We start from the raw sequence: 14997 nt of genomic DNA on the forward strand, positions 1-14997 counted from the left end.
CTCAGACCTGCGGGTACAGGTGGTTGGCCCGCTCGTAGTTGCGGGCCGCCAGGTCGACCTGCTCCTCCAGATCGTCGATGCAGTTCGCGCCCTGGCCGCAGCCCTGGAGGAGGTCTTCGAGCGTGCCGACGAAGCCGGCGGCGAACTGCCGGCCGTACTGGTCCTGGCCCCACGGGGCGCTGTCGAGCACGGACCGCACGAGCCCGTGCGCGCCACGCATGGTGTCGGCGGGGGCGCACCAGCCCGTGCCCGCCCGGCGCATGTGGTTCCAGGCGACGTCGAACCCCTGCGCCCACTCGTTCATCGAGCCTCCCGGCGCTTGGCCGGTGTCCGGAAGGGCGTCTCCGGTAGCAGCCCGTCGAGGTCGAACTCGCCGCCGAACAGTTGCTCCGCCGCCATCCCCTCGGGTACGAGCGGCGCCATCAGCACCCGCGACTCCTCGGCGACCTGCGTGTTGGCCTTGGCGACCTGATCGAGAACAGCCTGGGCCAGCTCTGACGGCGAGAGCCTGCGGTAGACGCGGGGGTGGAAGGTGATCTCGTCGATCCTGCCCTGCGGACCCGCCGTCACGGTCACATTGCCGTCAGATACCGTGGCCGTTACTTCCCGGAGCTGGGCGTGTGTCTCCCGGACCTGGCGGACTTGCCTGCCGAACTCCGCCACCAGATCCTCGATGGCTGCCTGCAGGTCATCGTGCATCAACCGCACCCCTTTGCTACCAAGATTCACCATGTTCCCATATGTAACGATGTTTAACAGGAGTGGCACGTGAAGCGAGTGCATTTCGGCGCCGACTACAACCCCGAGCAGTGGTCGCCGGAAGTGTGGCGCGAGGACGTCCGTCTCATGCGCGAGGCGGGGGTCACCATCGTCACGCTCGGCGTCTTCTCCTGGGCCCTCGTCGAGCCCGAGCCGGGGGTCCACGACTTCGCCTGGCTGGACGAGGTCATGGACCTGCTCGGCGACGCGGGCATCGAGGTCAGCCTGGCCACCGGCACCGCGTCACCGCCTGCCTGGCTGTCGCGCCTGCACCCCGAGACGCTGCCGGTCACGCGCGACGGCGTGCGCCTGTCGCCCGGCTCCCGCCAGCACTACTGCCCCAGCTCGCCCGTCTACCGCGCGGCGGCCGCGGACCTGGCCGTACAGCTGGCCAAGAGGTACGGCCGGCACCCCGCGCTGGCCATCTGGCACGTCGGCAACGAGTACGGCTGCCACATCCAGGAGTGCTACTGCGACGTCTCCGCCGAGGAGTTCCGGACCTGGCTGCGCGAGCGCTACGGCGACCTCGACGCGCTCAACGCCGCCTGGTCCACCACGTTCTGGAGCCAGCGGTTCACCGACTGGGCCGACGTGCTGCCGCCCCGCACGACCCCGACGCTGCGTAACCCCGCGCAGGAGCTCGACTTCCGCCGCTTCAGCTCCGACGCGCTGCTGGCCTGCTACCGGGCCGAGCGGGCGGTGCTCCGGGAGCTGACCCCCGACGTGCCGATCACCACGAACATCATGGGCATGTGGGAGCCGGTCGCCGACTACGCCTCCTGGGCGGCCGACTTCGACGTCGTGGCGCTCGACATCTACCCCGAGCCGAAGGACCCCGGCGCGCACATCGACGCGGCCTTCTTCCACGACCAGATGCGCTCGCTGGGCGGCGGCCGGCCGTACCTGATGATGGAGACCGCGACCAGCGCGATCAGCTATCGCCCGCCGAACCGGCCGAAGCGGGACGGACTCAACCGGTTGTGGAGCCACCAGGCGGTCGCGCGCGGCGCCGACGCGGTCATGTACTTCCAGTGGCGGGCCTCGGCGGGCGGCGCGGAGAAGTTCCACTCGGCGATCGTCTCGCACGGCGGCGCGGACAACCGGATCTTCCGTGAGGTGGCCGGGCTGGGCGCCGAGCTGGCGGAGCTGTCCGGCGTCGCGGGCTCGCGGGTGCGGGCCGACGTGGCGATCGTGCACGACTACGCCAACTGGTGGGCGCTGGAGCTGGACGCCAGGCCGGGCGAGCTGAAGATCCCCGAGCGGGTACGCGCCCACTACGCGCCGCTCTGGCGGGAGAACGTCACGGTGGACGTGGTGACCCCCGAGGCGGACCTGTCGTCGTACAAGCTGGTCGTCGTGCCGAACCTCTACCTGTGCACCGACGCGGCGGCGGCCAACCTCCGCGGCTACGTCGAGGGCGGCGGGCACCTGCTGATGTCGTTCTTCAGCGGGATCGTCGACGAGTGCGACCGCGTCCGGCTGGGCGGGTACCCGGGCGCCTTCCGGGAGCTGCTCGGGCTGCGGGTGGCGGAGTTCTGGCCGCTCAGCGAGGGCGAGAGCGTGGGTCTGACCTCGGGCGGGAGCGCCGACCTGTGGGCCGACCACGTCGTGCCGGAGGGCGCCGACATCCTGGCCGCCTACACCGACGGCCCGCTTTCCGGGTCGCCGGCGATCACCAGGAACGCCTTCGGCCTGGGCACCGCCACCTACCTCGGCACGCGCCCCGACGAGCGGACCATGCGCGAGCTCGTCCGCGACACCCTGCGGCTGGCGGCGGTCGCGTCTGTTCTGCCGGGGTTGCCCGACGAGGTGGAGGCCGTACGGCGCGGGAAGCATCTGTTCTTGCTCAACCACGGTGACCGTTCTGTGAGCGCCGCCGGGGTGGAGCTGGCTCCTCATGACGTCGTCGTGGTGGCCGAAACCGGGGCGTGACACGGGTTCCGACGCGCGGAGAGCTGGGACGTTCCCGGGGTTGATGCGTTTTTGGAGTGGATTTGTAGAGCTCTCGACGAACGTTCTCCTTGCCTGCCCGACCAACGCAAGGAGAACAGCCGTGTTGGACATCGTCCTCATGTCCGACCCGCGGGTCAGCGAGATGCCCGTCGAGGATCGAGGAGAGCCGCTGGTCGACCTTCGCACCGTACCCGAGCTGCGGCTGGACGGGCGCATGGCCGATCCGGAGGGCGCGTACGCGCACATCCGCCAGGGTCACGTCGAACGCCTCCTGCACGCCCAGAGCCTGCTCCCCCCGGGGCTGCGCCTGCTCATCGTGGAGGCGTACCGGCCGCCGAAGCTGCAGGAGCGGTACTTCCGGCGGTACGCGGCCACGCTGAGCGAGGCCAACCCGGACTGGCCGCGGGAGCACGTCTACGTGCAGGCCAGCCGCTCCCTGGCCCCGCCGCACATCGGCCCGCACGTCTGCGGCGCGGCGGTGGACCTCACCCTGTGCACCCAGGACGGCACGGAGCTGGACATGGGCACGGAGGTGAACGCCGGCCCGGAGGAGAGCGACGACGCCTGTTACACGGCGGCGACCAACATCTCCCACCAGGCCACCACCAACCGGGACATCCTCGGTGACGCCATGTCCGAGGCCGGTTTCGTGAACTATCCAACGGAGTGGTGGCACTGGTCGTACGGCGACCGCTACTGGGCCCTGGCCACCGGTGCTCCCGCGGCCGTACACGCCCAGCTCACCTGGCCGCTTCCCCGATCTTGACCGGGGGCAGGCCGAGGCCGCCGTCGCTCGCTGCGGGGCGACGGCGGCCTCGGCCTCCATAATCAATCGTGCTGGTAAGCAGACGGATCATCTCTTGGACTTCTGGCTCGTCCTGTCGCAGGGTGGAGACATGACGACCTTCGTGCTTGTTCCCGGCGCCTGCCACGGCGCGTGGTGCTTCGAACCGCTGGCGCGTCGGCTCCGGCAGCACGGCCACGAGGCCTACCCGATCACGCTGACCGGACTGGGGGCCAGGAAGCACCTGCTCAACGCCTCGGTCAACCTCGACACGCATGTCGATGACGTGGTGAATCTCCTGGAGGACGAGCAGATCACCGACGCCGTGCTGGTCGGGCACAGCTATGCCGGAATGGTGATCACCGGCGCGGCCGACCGCGCCCCCGAACGCGTCGAGGGCCTGGTCTACGTCGACGCCTTCGTGCCCCGGGACGGGGACTCCTGCTGGACCCTGGCCCCGGGCGGCACGCGCGAGTGGTATCTCAGCGACGCCGGCACGAACGGCTACACGACGCCACCGCTGCCGTTCTTCGATCCGCGAGCCACGCCGCACCCGCTGGCGTCCCTCCTCCAATCGATCCGCCTGCGTGGCGACCTCGACCGGTTCCGGCGCAAGGAGTACGTGTACGCGACCCTGTCGGAAGGGGAATCGCCGTTCAAGGCCACCTATGAGCAGGTGCTCAACGATCCCTCGTGGCGGGTGCACGCCCTCGCGTCCAAGCACAACGTGATGCGGGACGCGCCCGAGGAACTGCTGAAGATCCTCCTGGCCACGGACTAAGCCGGCCCGGACTTCCTGCTGGTGGGAGCCAAGGGCCCGGCCGCCTGTGTGGGTTTGTCCGGGTGCGCCGGTGGTGCCGCAGCCGGCCCACGGGGGAGCTCGGGTGGAGCGTCCCGGAAGAGCTCGGGCACCGACCGATACAGGATCGCGGCGATCGGCACGGCCACGACCGCGCCCGCGATCCCGGCCAGGATGCCGCCGACGGCGAGCACGATGATGATCGCCAGCGGGTGGAAGTGCAGCGCCCGGCCGACGATCAGCGGCTGGAGCACGTGGTTCTCCAACTGCTGCTCGACGAGCAGGATGCCGAGGAAGATCAGCGCGTAGATCGGGCCCTTCGCACCGAGTGTCACCAGCGTCGCGACGGCTCCGGCGAAGAAGATACCGACGATCGGGATGAAACTGGCCAGGAAGATCAGCACGGCGAGCGCCGCCCACAGCGGGACGCCCATGACCGCCAGCACGATGCCCATGAGCACGCCGTGCACCGCCGCCACGGCCACGGTGCCCTGGACGTAGTGCGAGAGCGTGACCCAGGCGGTCCGCCCGGCTCGATCGACTCGTGGCGCGACCGTGCCGAACGCCTTGAGGAACCAGGCCCAGATCCCTTCGCCATCCTTGAGCAGGAAGAACGTCACGAAGAGCAGCAGGACGATCGAGGCCAGCACTTCGAGCAGCACGACGGTGCCGGCGAGCACCGTCGTGGTGATCTGCCGCTGCTGCGCGGTGACCAGGTTGGCGATGTCATCGACCCATTTGCTGAGCTGGTACGGCTGCAGATGCAGCGGGCCGGTGTAGAGCCAGCCCTCCACCGTCTTGGCGGTCTGCTGGACCTGCTTCACCAGGCCGGGGAACTCCTCGTTGGCGCGTACCCCGATGATCCAGCCGGTCCCGCCCAGTACGGCGAACGCGACCAGCATGGTGACCCACGTGGCGTAGATCGCCCGCAGCCCCGCCGCGCGCAGCCGCCTGGTGAGGGGGAACAGCAGCGCGGTCAGCAGCAGCGCGACCGCGACCGGCAGGGCGACGATGCGCATCGTCGCCACGATGCCGAACACGTAGTTGGCCACGACCCCGATGAAGATCAAGCAGGCGCTCCACGCGGCCATCTTGGCCAGCGTGGGCGGCACCAGCCCCCAGAGGGGCTCTTGATCCGGCTTCACACCTTCAGACTCTCATCTCCGGCCCTGATAGGCACGGCTCACACCTGCCCAGTAAGGTGCGGCCGAGACAATGAGACACGCGTTACCTCGCGTTCGCGGGGGCAGAGTGAAGTTTTCCGGCGGTTCCACCCGCGACCAGCACGAAACGGTACGGTGAACAACCTCAAGTGACACGACAGCGGCTGGCGGCGGCCTGGCAGCGGGCGAGAAGCCGTCATGGCTGGCTGGATCATCTGGTCCGGGCCGTGATCCGCTACGACAAGACGGACGCCGGCCGGTTGTCGGCCGCGCTCACGTACTACTCCTTCTTCGCCACCTTCGCGCTGGCGCTGCTGGGGTTCGCGATTCTCGGTCGTTTCCTGGACTATCCGCCGGTGCTGCTCGCGGTGCAGCACTACCTGAGCGAGAACCTTCCGCGGCTGAACGTCCAGGCGTTGATCGACGCGCGCGGGACGGCCGGGTTGGTGGCGTTCGTCGCGCTGCCGTTGACGGGCTTGTTCTGGATGGACACCTTGCGCTCGGCCAGCAGGGCGATCTGGCGGCTGGAGCAGTATCCGGGACACTTCCTCCTGCGTCAGCTCATCGACCTGGGCGTGGTGGCCGGGCTCGGGCTGCTGCTCCTGCTGTCGGTCGGCGTCGCCTTCGCCGCTGAGTGGCTGCTGAGCTGGCTGGCCGTGCACACCGTGGGCACGGACGCCATCTCGGCCCAGTGGGTGCTGTCCGCGGCCGCGTTCGTCATCGGTCTCGGGGTCAACACCCTGCTGGCCATGGCGTTGCTGACCGCTCCGCCACGGCTGCACCTGCCGCTGCGCAGGGTGATCGGCCCCGCGCTCGTCATCGTGATCGGCCTGGAGGTGCTCAAGACCCTCGGGCAGGTCTACCTCAACCTGACGGCGGCCAACCCCGCCTACCAGGTCGTCACCGGCGCCGTGGGGATGCTGGTGTTTCTCAAGATCCTCAATCAGCTCATCCTGTTCGCCGTCGCTCTGGCGGCCACCAGCACCACAGGACGGGTCAAGGACCTGGCTGCTTAGGACTCCGTTTCCTTGCCCCATTTGAGGGGAGAGGGGAGGCCACAGTCAGGAAGAGGGAAGGAGAACCTATGCGCTTAGGATCGATAGTGGTGATCCTTTGGCTGGTCGTCGGCGCCTTCGCGGCGGCCCAGCGCGACTACTACACAAAACCGATCGATGACTGCAACCAGGTGGCCACGATCGCCGTGACGATTCTGGCGGGTCCCCTCAACTATCTCGGCATGAACCCGAAGATCGCTTGTCAGACCCCCCAGCCCAGCAAGTGACGCCTGCTGACGATTCCCAAGACGTTCTACAGTGGTAGGACGATGGTCGGTATCGGCGCCGCCCGGCTTGGGAAGAGGTGGCGGCCATGGAGCTGCGCCAACTGCGCTATTTCGTGACGCTCGCTGAGGAGCTGCATTTCGGCCGGGCGGCGGCCCGGGAGCACATCGTGCAGTCCGCGCTGAGCCAGCAGGTGCAGCGGCTGGAGCGGGAGTTAGGAGTGCGGCTGCTGGACCGCAGCACCCATCACGTCGACCTGACACCCGCGGGTGTGGCCTTCCTCGTCGAGGCGCGCCAGATCCTCGACCACGTGAGCAGGGCCAAGCAAGCCGCCCGCAACGCTGTGGCGCCATCGCCGACGCTTCGCGTGGGCATCATCGACGCCGCCTACGACTCCATGCCCCAGATCCTGCGCGAGGTCCAGCGCAGCCATCCGGATTTCACGATCCACCAGGTCGAAGCGGGCACCCCTGAGCAGTACCGGCAACTGGCCGACGGGCGCCTGGACATCGGCATCGGTCGTGCCTCCCAGACCCGGCCCGGCGTGGCCGCCGAACTGATCCGGCTCGATCCGCTCGGCGTGCTGGTCGCCGATGACCACCGCTTCGCCGGCCGCGACGCCGTGCCCGTCACCGCCCTCGCCGACGAGCTCCTGCTGCTCGGCGAGGAGAGCCAGACGCCGGAGCTCAACCAGTTCGTCATCGAGCTGTGCCGGTCGGCCGGATTCGCGCCCACGGTCTACGAGGGAACGGTCGAGAGCACCCGCGCCGCCGCCGACCTCGTCCTCCAGCACCGCTGTGTGCACTGCATCCCCTCCTCCTCCCGCACGTCCAACCGGCCGGGCACCACGTGGCGGCCGCTGGCCGAACCCGTCACGCACTACCCCTGGTCACTCTTGTGGCGCGACGCGAACCCCTCCCGCCACCTGGCCGACGTCATCGACAGCGCCAGACGACTCGCCGAGCGGCTCGGCTGGCTGCAACCGATCGCCGGGGCTTCGATAGCTGTCGACCGAGGCGATGACGAGGAGACCGCCTGATCCACGCCACGGTGATCGATTGTGGTGATGGCCTCATCCGAGATCGGCTGTTTCCATTAAGAACGTCTGGGTGTTGGGTCGAAGCGAACAAGTGTGACAGTCGGCGCCAGCAATTCCGCGGCGGCCGGCTTCCTGCTTCGACCGGTCCGGAAGGCCGATCCTCGCAGACCTCGATTCGCTGCAAGAGGAGTTCGGTCATGGGCATCATCGCCTGGATCATCCTCGGACTGGTAGCCGGAATAGTGGCCAGAGCTCTGGTCCCCGGCAAGGATCCGCAGGGTTTGATCATCACCTTCGTACTCGGCGTCGCAGGGGCACTGCTGGGCGGCTTCGTGGCCACACAGGTGTTCCACGTCGCCGGTGTGCAGGGCTTCTTCAACCTGTCCACCTGGGTCTGCGCCATCGTCGGGGCGGCAGTCCTGCTCTTCGCCTACAACGTGCTCACTGGGCAGCGTCCGCACCGTCGGGTCGGCCGCCGATGACCCTGATCGGCTCGCCCACGCACGCACGGTCCTGCCACGGCATGGGCGATGCGTGATGCCCGTCGCCGGTGCCATCGCGGTCATCGTCGTCGGCGCCATCCTCACCTTCGCGCTGACGAACGGCTCGATCGGCGGCCTGGACCTGCGCATCGCGGGCGTCATCCTGATGCTCGGCGGCGCCGTCGGGCTGGTGCTGCCGCTGCTGCTGCGTACGAGATCACGCTGGAGCGAGTCGACCGTCCGCAGCCGACAGGACGTCATCGATGACGGTCCGCCGCCGACCCTGGTGGACCCTCCCGGGTTTATGGCCCCGGACGATCGCCGGCTCTGAGACGGCCGTCGGGCCAGAGTTCAACCCGTTGCCTTCTCCGCGCGAACCGGGGCCGTGCGGAGAAGGCAACGAAAGTTCGAGGAGCCAGAGATGTCCACCATGACCTTGCCCGATTCGCCGCGCTTAGGCGGGCGAGGGTAGCTCCGTGGGGGCGACGCTCTGCCCGGGGCGAGGGAAAAGGACGGCCGCCAGCGGATCCGTCGCGGCCTGCAGGCGAAGACGGGGCGCCTCGCCCCAGCCGGTGAGGTTGAGCAAGCGGCACACCTGCGGCGGCGCGGATCGCAACGTGAGAACGTGTCCGTCGTCCCGCTGAGCGGCGACGTTGACCAAGACCCGCAAGGCGCCGACGTCGATGAACTCCAGGTGCGCCAGATCGACGCAGACTCCGCCACCACCCGTGATCGAGGCCAACGCACCGACGAGGACGTGCAAGGTGACGCAGTCCAGATCGCCCATGACCCGCAGCTCCCGCCGATCGAGATCATGCCTTATGCGCAGGCGACCATTGCTGAACGCGACGAACTCGATGATGGGACTGCAGCCGGCCATGAATTGATCATCCGGTAGTTCCGAGGGGACGGAAATGGCCAATCCCAGATGAACTCATCGTCAATCACGTATGTGCATCCCCGTCAGCGACCGCCGACGCTCTGAGAGTCGCGGGAAGTACCACTGACAGCTCGCACGCTCGCCGGGCTTGTCCAAGGCGACCACAGTGGACCCGCGGGGGGTTGAGGTGTTCCCCGAAGCGTTTGATCGTGCCGCCCTTGCCCGCGGCGTCGCGTCCCTCGAAGAGGCCGTCGCGGCCGGCGGCAGGTGCGAGGGGGCCGACCGGGACGGTCAACGACTGCCGCGCCCCTGATTCATACGCCATTCCGGCGGACCAAGCCGCGCCTGCCGTGAGCAGCGCGAACAGGCCGACCATCAGCGCCCAGCGGGCCTTGCTCCTGCCGAGCTGGGGTTCTCTCATCGACGGCGTGGCGAATCCGGGCACGAACGGCAAGGTCTCTTCCACTCGGGTGCGCACGAGGGGGGTCGCCGTCCGCTCCTCCGGCGGCCATAAATCCGCCACGTGCCGGAGCTGCTCGCGTACGCGGACCGCGTCTGGCCGCATGGTGGGGTTCTTGTGGAGCAGCCCGGCGAGTACGACCGCCAGCGGTCCAGCCCTTTCGAAGGGATCAGGCGGGTCGGCGAGCACCGCGGCGAGAGTGTGAATCGCCGTGTCACGGGAGAAAGGAGGCCGTCCTTCCACCGCCAGGAAAAGGGTGGCGCCCAGTGACCACAGGTCCGACTGCCGGCAGGCATCGCCGGTGACCCGTTCGGGAGCGAGATAGGCCATCGTGCCGGTCAGCATCCCGGCCTGGGTAATGGACGCCTCGCTGTCCATCACGGCGATGCCGAAGTCGGTCAGGACCACACGACCGTCCTGAGCCAGCAGCACGTTGTCCGGCTTGATGTCCCGGTGCAGAATCCCGGCCGCGTGAGCGGCGCACAGACCGTCGAGCACGGCCAGCCCGATCTTCGCCACCGCGCATGAAGACAGCGGGCCGTCCTGGGCGACCACTTGACCAAGGGTTCGAGAGCGCACCAGCTCCAGCACGATCCAGGGCTGTCCGGCCACTTCGATGACGTCGTACACGCCCGCGACATTGGGGTGGCTGATGCGTGCCGTGGCGCGGGCCTCCCGCCGCGTACGCTCGGCCAGGATCGTCCGTTCGGGCCCGGGGGGCAAGGGCACTTCCTTGATCGCGACCTCGCGAGCCAGCAGCTCGTCACGACCATGCCAGACAGTGCCCATGCCGCCTCGCCCGAGCGGTTCGAGCAGCCGGTAGCGGCCGGCGAGAAGAGACGCGTCCAACGACGCGTCGAGCGTCCGATGCCCATCCGCCGCCACCGACATCATGGTCTCGACCGACATAGCCGCCTCCGCCCGGTATCGACGCCGACGTATGCCGCCTCAGGACGGGTAGCCAGATACTGTCAGTCAATGCCGCCGACCGGGATACGGATACATGCGTTCCGAGCAGAGCTCATCGCGATAACTGATCACAGATGAGGAGCCGCTACGACGGTCGTCGCAGCGTATTGACGCGAGACTGCGGTTGGCCGGTCAGACTCGGCGGTTGGCGTCCTCGAGGAAGTGCAGGACGGCGGTGACGCGTCGGTCCGCCCGGTCGGTGGGCGCCAGGTCGAGCTTGGCGAAGATGCTGCGGATGTGCTTGTGTACGGCGCCGTCGGTGACGAAGAGCCGTTCGGCGATGGCCGTGTTGCCCAGACCTTCGGCCATCAGGGCCAGCACGTCACGCTCCCGAGGGCTCAGGCGGTCCAGCCGGGTGTCGGGCCGGGTGCGTACGAGCAGCTGCGCCACGACATCCGGATCGATGGCCGTACCGCCGTCCGCCACCCGGTGCAGCGCGCTCAGGAACTCATCGACCCTCCCGACCCGCTCCTTCAGCAGGTACCCGAGTCGGGAGCTGCCATGGGAGAGCAGTTCGGTGGCGAACGCCTGCTCGACGTAGGCGGACAGCACGAGCACGGCCAGGTCCGGCTGGCGTCGCCTGGCCTCCACGGCGGCGACGATCCCCTCGTCGGTGTGGGTCGGCGGCATCCGTACGTCGACGATCGCGACATCCGGTTCGTGAACGCCGATGGCCTCCAGGAAGCCGGCGGGGTCGCCGGCGGTGGCCACGACGTCGAGCGACTCCGCGCGCAGCAGCAGCGCGAGCCCTTCGCGCAGGAGCGCGTCGTCCTCCGCGATCACGATCCGCATGGCAGGCTCACGGTCACGGTGGTGGGTCCCCCAGGAGGGCTGTTCAGCATGAATGTCCCATCGTGCGCTTCGGTACGGCGGCGGATGCCGACGAACCCTGATCCGTTGCGTTCGTCCGCCCCGCCCTGGCCGTCGTCGGTGATCTGTAGGTCGAGCCGGTCGTCATCGAGGCGGGCCGTGACGGTGGCGTGCCGGGCCTGGCTGTGCTTGGCGATGTTCGTGAGCGTCTCGGCCACCACGAAGTAGGCCGTCGCCTCGACGGAGGAGGCGCACCGGACGGGGAGGTCGGCGTCGATCCGGCAGGGCACCGGGCAGGCCGTGGCCAGGCCGGTGAGGGCGTCGGCGAGGCTGCGGTCGGTCAGTACCGGCGGCAGGATGCTGCGGACGACCCCGCGAAGCTCGGCGAGCGCCTGTTCGGCGGCGTCCTGCGCGCGTTCGAGAATGGCCTCGGCGCTGGCCGGATCGCGGGTCAGCGCCCGGCGCGCCGCGCCGAGCAGGACGTTGACGGCGACGATCCGGTTCTGCGTCCCGTCGTGCAGCGATCGTTCGATGCGCCGCAGCTCGGCGGAGTGCGCGTCGAGCGCGGCGGCGCGGGTCGCGGTGAGCTGCACGACCCGCAGTGCGAGGTCGGTGCCGGAGACCGGTGCCAGGAGCCGCCGGCCGGGCCAGGCCTGCAGCCGCGCCATGCCCGGGAGGACCGCCCCGCAGAGGATGATCCAGCCCAGGCCCAGCAAGGTGACGGCGAAGGCGCCGGACCAGCCCTGCACGGTCCAGATCCCCATGGCCCCCGTGGCCGCCTCTTCCGGTGGCAACAGCCACCAGTACAACGGGAAGAAGGTGTCCCGCACCACGTAGATGGGCAGTGAGATACCCACCCCACCGAGGAGCAGGCCGAAAATGCCATGGGCGGCCATCCAGCCCAGTTCCCTGCGTACGGCCGAGTCGGCGAGGGCGGCGCGCAGCCCGTGCGGCATCGGCGCCGGGCCGACGACCTCCGGACCCCAGCGGGACAGCCGCCCGCGTTCCCGGTCGGCGACGACCCGCACCACGCGCAGCGTCACGGGCGCCAGCAGCAGGCCCACACCGATGAGGCAGGTCAGCGCGGTGGCGATCACCAGCACGAGCGCGACGAACGCCAGGACCGCGGTGCCGAGCCCGCCGACGATATGTTCGAGCGCGTCCAGGACTGCTCGGGCGCGGGCGAACGCGAACGCGTCCCATCCACGGGCCGCCCGCCGGTCGGCCGTGGGGTCGTGGGTGGACATAGCCCAGGACAATAAGGCATCACCCGGGCGGTCGACAGATCGTCGGCCAAGGAGTACAGCCTGCTGTACCACGCCTGTCTCGCTGGTGGGATCGTGGTCGGCGGTGATCGCTCGTAGCTTCGATGTGTGACAGCCCGTCGAGTGAGGAGCACACCATGACCGAGTCATCCCGTTCGGCCCAGACCGCCCAGCGCGGGATGTTGCGTCCCGTGCTGTGGGTCCTGCTCCTGATCAGCGCGGTGCTCAACATCGTGACCTCGAACATCAACATCTTTGTCGGCATCGGATTCGGTCTGGCCACCCTCGCGTGCGCCGCCGGCCTGGTCGTCGACCACTACCGGCACCGGCGCCCATGAGTGTGCGGAACGGCCCGGGCGATCAGCGCCGCCCGGGCCGCTCTCAACTCGTCAGCCGAGTTCGTAGAGAGCCTGACCGCTGCTGTCGGTGCCGCCGTAGGCGGACGCGTCCACCAGGGTGCCGTTGGCCTTGACCCACTCGGTCACCGAAGAGCTTCTGCCGTCGGTGATCAGGATGTACTTGAGCGTGCCGTCGGCGACGTACCCCTTGAGCTTGGCGACGGTCATGGCCGGGTCGCTGCCGGTGAAGCCGCCCATGGCGATGACGGCCTTGCCGCTGGACAGGATGATCGAGGACGCGCTCTGCGCGCTGTCGACGGCCACCAGCCAGGTGGCGTCGCCCTGGTTGGCCTTCAGGTACGCGATGAGCTGAGTGCTCACCTGCCCACCGCCGCCGGGCCGGCCCGTACGTTGGTCGGCCGTACGTTGCTGGGTGCCACCGGGTCCGCCGCCCATTCCGCCCATTCTCCCCATCCCGCCGCTGCCGGCCGGGCCCGCGGTCGGGTTGGTGCCCTGGACGGCCGAGGTCAGCGGGGTCACCGCGTACGCGGCCGGCCCGGCGAGACCGCCGAACAACCCCGCGACCAGCGCCACGGCGGCCAGCCGCTTGGCGCCGAACGCGACCGCCAGGAGCCCGAGCACCGCCACCGCCGTCGCGCCGGCGACCACCCACGGCAGCCACGACACGAAGTCGGTGGTACGGCGGAGCACCACGAAGGACCAGCCACCGGTGACGGCGATGCCGAGCGGCAGCGCCCACCTCCAGGCGGTGGACCGCCGGTAGGCGTGCCACATCAGCACCGCGCCGATTCCGGTGAGAGCGGCGATCGCGGGCGCCATCGCGGTGGCGTAGTAGGGGTGGAAGCCGCCTTCCGAGAAGCTGAACACCACGAAGTGGATCGCCAGCCAGCCACCCCACAGCAGCAGCGCGGCCCGGACCGGATCGGTCCGCGGCCGACGGCCGATCAGGGCGACCCCCACGGCCAGGGCGAGGGCCGCGAACGGGATCAGCCAGGAGATCTGCCCGGCCATCGTGTCGTTGAACAGCCGGGTGGCCCCGGCCTCGCCACCGAAGTTGGCGCCGCCGCCGCTGCTACCGGCGCTCGCACCGAAGATCCGGCCGAGGCCGTTGTAGCCGACGACCAGGTCCCAGACGGTGTTGTCCGCGCTGCCGCCGATGTACGGCCGGCTGCCCGACGGCCACAGATCGACGATCGCCATCCACCAGCCACTGGAGACGACGAGCACCGCGCCGGCCGCGAGCAGCCGCCCGATCCGCCGCAGCGGCCGGCCCGGTGCCGCCATCAGGTAGACGGCCGCGAAGGCGGGCAGCACCAGGTACGCCTGGAGCATCTTGGTGTTGAACGCCAGGCCGACCAGCAGCGCCGTGACCAGCAGCGTACGCGTGCGGCCGGTCCGGATCGCCTCCAGGCAGAACCAGGCCGCCGCGACCAGCAGCAGCACCAGGATGGTGTCGGGGTTGTTGTCCCGGTTGATGGCCACCGTGATCGGCGTGAGCGTCATCACCAGGGCCGCGATCAGCGCCGCGACATGGGCCAGGTGCCCCGTCCCGTCCCCGATCGGCCTGGCGGTGAGCGTACGTCGTACCGCCGAATGGACCAGGCCCACGGCGGCGACGCCCGCGACGGCCTGGGGGAGCAGCATGCTCCACGTTCCGAACCCGAAGAGGCGGGCCGACAGGCCCATCACCCACAGCGCGAGTGGCGGCTTGTCGACGGTGATGTACGAACCGGCGTCGAGGGCTCCGAAGAAGAAGGCCTTCCAGCTCTGGGTGCCGGAGTAGATCGCGGCGGAGTAGTAGTCGTTGGCGTAGCCGTTCTGGCCGAGCGCCCAGGTGTAAAGGACGGCGGCCAGGGCGAGCACGCCCCACATCGCGGGGCGTGCCCACCGCGGGTCGCCCCGGTGGTCGGCCGGGGCGCGACGACCACTGGTCGGGCGCTCCAGCAACTGTGCGGTCATCGTGCTCATGACGCCTACGATCGACGGCGGCCCTTG

General features: G+C 69.4%; 17 protein-coding genes. 9 read left to right on the forward strand and 8 right to left on the reverse strand.

Going from position 1 to position 14997, the window contains the following annotated elements:
* Window position 1: 1 nt before the first annotated feature.
* Together ACGFNP_RS51475 and ACGFNP_RS51480 are read right to left on the reverse strand one after the other, a co-directional pair.
* Window positions 2-304 carry a hypothetical protein gene (locus tag ACGFNP_RS51475; RefSeq protein ID WP_358319723.1) on the reverse strand — a complete coding sequence of 101 codons (303 nt, stop codon included), beginning with the start codon at window positions 302-304 and terminating at the stop codon, window positions 2-4.
* Window positions 301-699: a YbaB/EbfC family nucleoid-associated protein gene (locus tag ACGFNP_RS51480; RefSeq protein ID WP_393330869.1), complete on the reverse strand. Its 399-nt coding sequence runs from the start codon at window positions 697-699 to the stop codon at window positions 301-303. The genes ACGFNP_RS51475 and ACGFNP_RS51480 overlap by 4 nt, the downstream gene beginning before the upstream one ends.
* Before the next feature lie 69 nt (window positions 700-768).
* Here ACGFNP_RS51480 and ACGFNP_RS51485 point away from each other — a divergent pair, with 69 nt between their 5' ends.
* The 3 genes from ACGFNP_RS51485 to ACGFNP_RS51495 all read left to right on the forward strand — a co-directional run bounded on the left by ACGFNP_RS51485 (window position 769) and on the right by ACGFNP_RS51495 (window position 4277).
* Window positions 769-2691 carry a beta-galactosidase gene (locus ACGFNP_RS51485; RefSeq protein ID WP_393330872.1) on the forward strand — a complete coding sequence of 641 codons (1923 nt, stop codon included), beginning with the start codon at window positions 769-771 and terminating at the stop codon, window positions 2689-2691.
* Window positions 2692-2812: 121 nt separating this feature from the next.
* Window positions 2813-3478 carry a M15 family metallopeptidase gene (locus ACGFNP_RS51490; RefSeq protein ID WP_358319714.1) on the forward strand — a complete coding sequence of 222 codons (666 nt, stop codon included), beginning with the start codon at window positions 2813-2815 and terminating at the stop codon, window positions 3476-3478.
* Window positions 3479-3608: 130 nt separating this feature from the next.
* Window positions 3609-4277: an alpha/beta fold hydrolase gene (locus ACGFNP_RS51495; protein ID WP_393330876.1), complete on the forward strand. Its 669-nt coding sequence runs from the start codon at window positions 3609-3611 to the stop codon at window positions 4275-4277.
* Here ACGFNP_RS51495 and ACGFNP_RS51500 read toward each other — a convergent pair.
* Window positions 4274-5440 (reverse strand): AI-2E family transporter, encoded by a 1167-nt coding sequence (locus ACGFNP_RS51500; RefSeq protein WP_393330879.1) that lies wholly within the window; start codon window positions 5438-5440, stop codon window positions 4274-4276. The genes ACGFNP_RS51495 and ACGFNP_RS51500 overlap by 4 nt on opposite strands.
* Before the next feature lie 167 nt (window positions 5441-5607).
* Between ACGFNP_RS51500 and ACGFNP_RS51505 the strand changes: the two genes are divergently transcribed.
* The 5 genes from ACGFNP_RS51505 to ACGFNP_RS51525 all read left to right on the forward strand — a co-directional run bounded on the left by ACGFNP_RS51505 (window position 5608) and on the right by ACGFNP_RS51525 (window position 8590).
* Window positions 5608-6474: a YihY/virulence factor BrkB family protein gene (locus tag ACGFNP_RS51505; RefSeq protein WP_393330882.1), complete on the forward strand. Its 867-nt coding sequence runs from the start codon at window positions 5608-5610 to the stop codon at window positions 6472-6474.
* Between the two features lie 68 nt (window positions 6475-6542).
* Window positions 6543-6740 (forward strand): hypothetical protein, encoded by a 198-nt coding sequence (locus ACGFNP_RS51510; RefSeq protein WP_358319703.1) that lies wholly within the window; start codon window positions 6543-6545, stop codon window positions 6738-6740.
* Window positions 6741-6826: 86 nt separating this feature from the next.
* On the forward strand, window positions 6827-7777 hold the full coding sequence (locus ACGFNP_RS51515) for a LysR family transcriptional regulator (RefSeq protein ID WP_393330886.1): 951 nt from the start codon (window positions 6827-6829) through the stop codon (window positions 7775-7777).
* Between the two features lie 197 nt (window positions 7778-7974).
* Complete coding sequence (locus ACGFNP_RS51520) at window positions 7975-8259, forward strand: GlsB/YeaQ/YmgE family stress response membrane protein (RefSeq protein ID WP_358319697.1); 285 nt, start codon at window positions 7975-7977, stop codon at window positions 8257-8259.
* Window positions 8260-8314: 55 nt separating this feature from the next.
* On the forward strand, window positions 8315-8590 hold the full coding sequence (locus ACGFNP_RS51525; protein WP_393330888.1) for a hypothetical protein: 276 nt from the start codon (window positions 8315-8317) through the stop codon (window positions 8588-8590).
* Between the two features lie 123 nt (window positions 8591-8713).
* Here ACGFNP_RS51525 and ACGFNP_RS51530 read toward each other — a convergent pair whose 3' ends face one another.
* The 4 genes from ACGFNP_RS51530 to ACGFNP_RS51545 form a co-directional block, all read right to left on the reverse strand.
* Window positions 8714-9139 carry an STAS domain-containing protein gene (locus ACGFNP_RS51530; protein WP_393330891.1) on the reverse strand — a complete coding sequence of 142 codons (426 nt, stop codon included), beginning with the start codon at window positions 9137-9139 and terminating at the stop codon, window positions 8714-8716.
* A gap of 64 nt (window positions 9140-9203) precedes the next feature.
* On the reverse strand, window positions 9204-10508 hold the full coding sequence (locus ACGFNP_RS51535) for a protein kinase (protein ID WP_358319690.1): 1305 nt from the start codon (window positions 10506-10508) through the stop codon (window positions 9204-9206).
* Window positions 10509-10700: 192 nt separating this feature from the next.
* Complete coding sequence (locus ACGFNP_RS51540) at window positions 10701-11360, reverse strand: response regulator transcription factor (RefSeq protein WP_358319687.1); 660 nt, start codon at window positions 11358-11360, stop codon at window positions 10701-10703.
* On the reverse strand, window positions 11348-12625 hold the full coding sequence (locus tag ACGFNP_RS51545) for a sensor domain-containing protein (RefSeq protein ID WP_358319684.1): 1278 nt from the start codon (window positions 12623-12625) through the stop codon (window positions 11348-11350). The genes ACGFNP_RS51540 and ACGFNP_RS51545 overlap by 13 nt, the downstream gene beginning before the upstream one ends.
* Before the next feature lie 155 nt (window positions 12626-12780).
* Here ACGFNP_RS51545 and ACGFNP_RS51550 point away from each other — a divergent pair, with 155 nt between their 5' ends.
* Entirely contained in the window at window positions 12781-12981 is a 201-nt protein-coding gene (locus ACGFNP_RS51550) for a hypothetical protein (RefSeq protein ID WP_358319681.1), read from the forward strand.
* 51 nt (window positions 12982-13032) lie between these two features.
* On the opposite strand, the gene ACGFNP_RS51555 is transcribed toward ACGFNP_RS51550, so the two are convergent.
* Complete coding sequence (locus ACGFNP_RS51555; protein WP_393330896.1) at window positions 13033-14970, reverse strand: ArnT family glycosyltransferase; 1938 nt, start codon at window positions 14968-14970, stop codon at window positions 13033-13035.
* Between the last annotated feature and the right edge of the window lie 27 nt (window positions 14971-14997).

Source organism: Nonomuraea sp. NPDC049269, from assembly GCF_043197155.1.
Taxonomy (GTDB): Bacteria; Actinomycetota; Actinomycetes; order Streptosporangiales; family Streptosporangiaceae; genus Nonomuraea.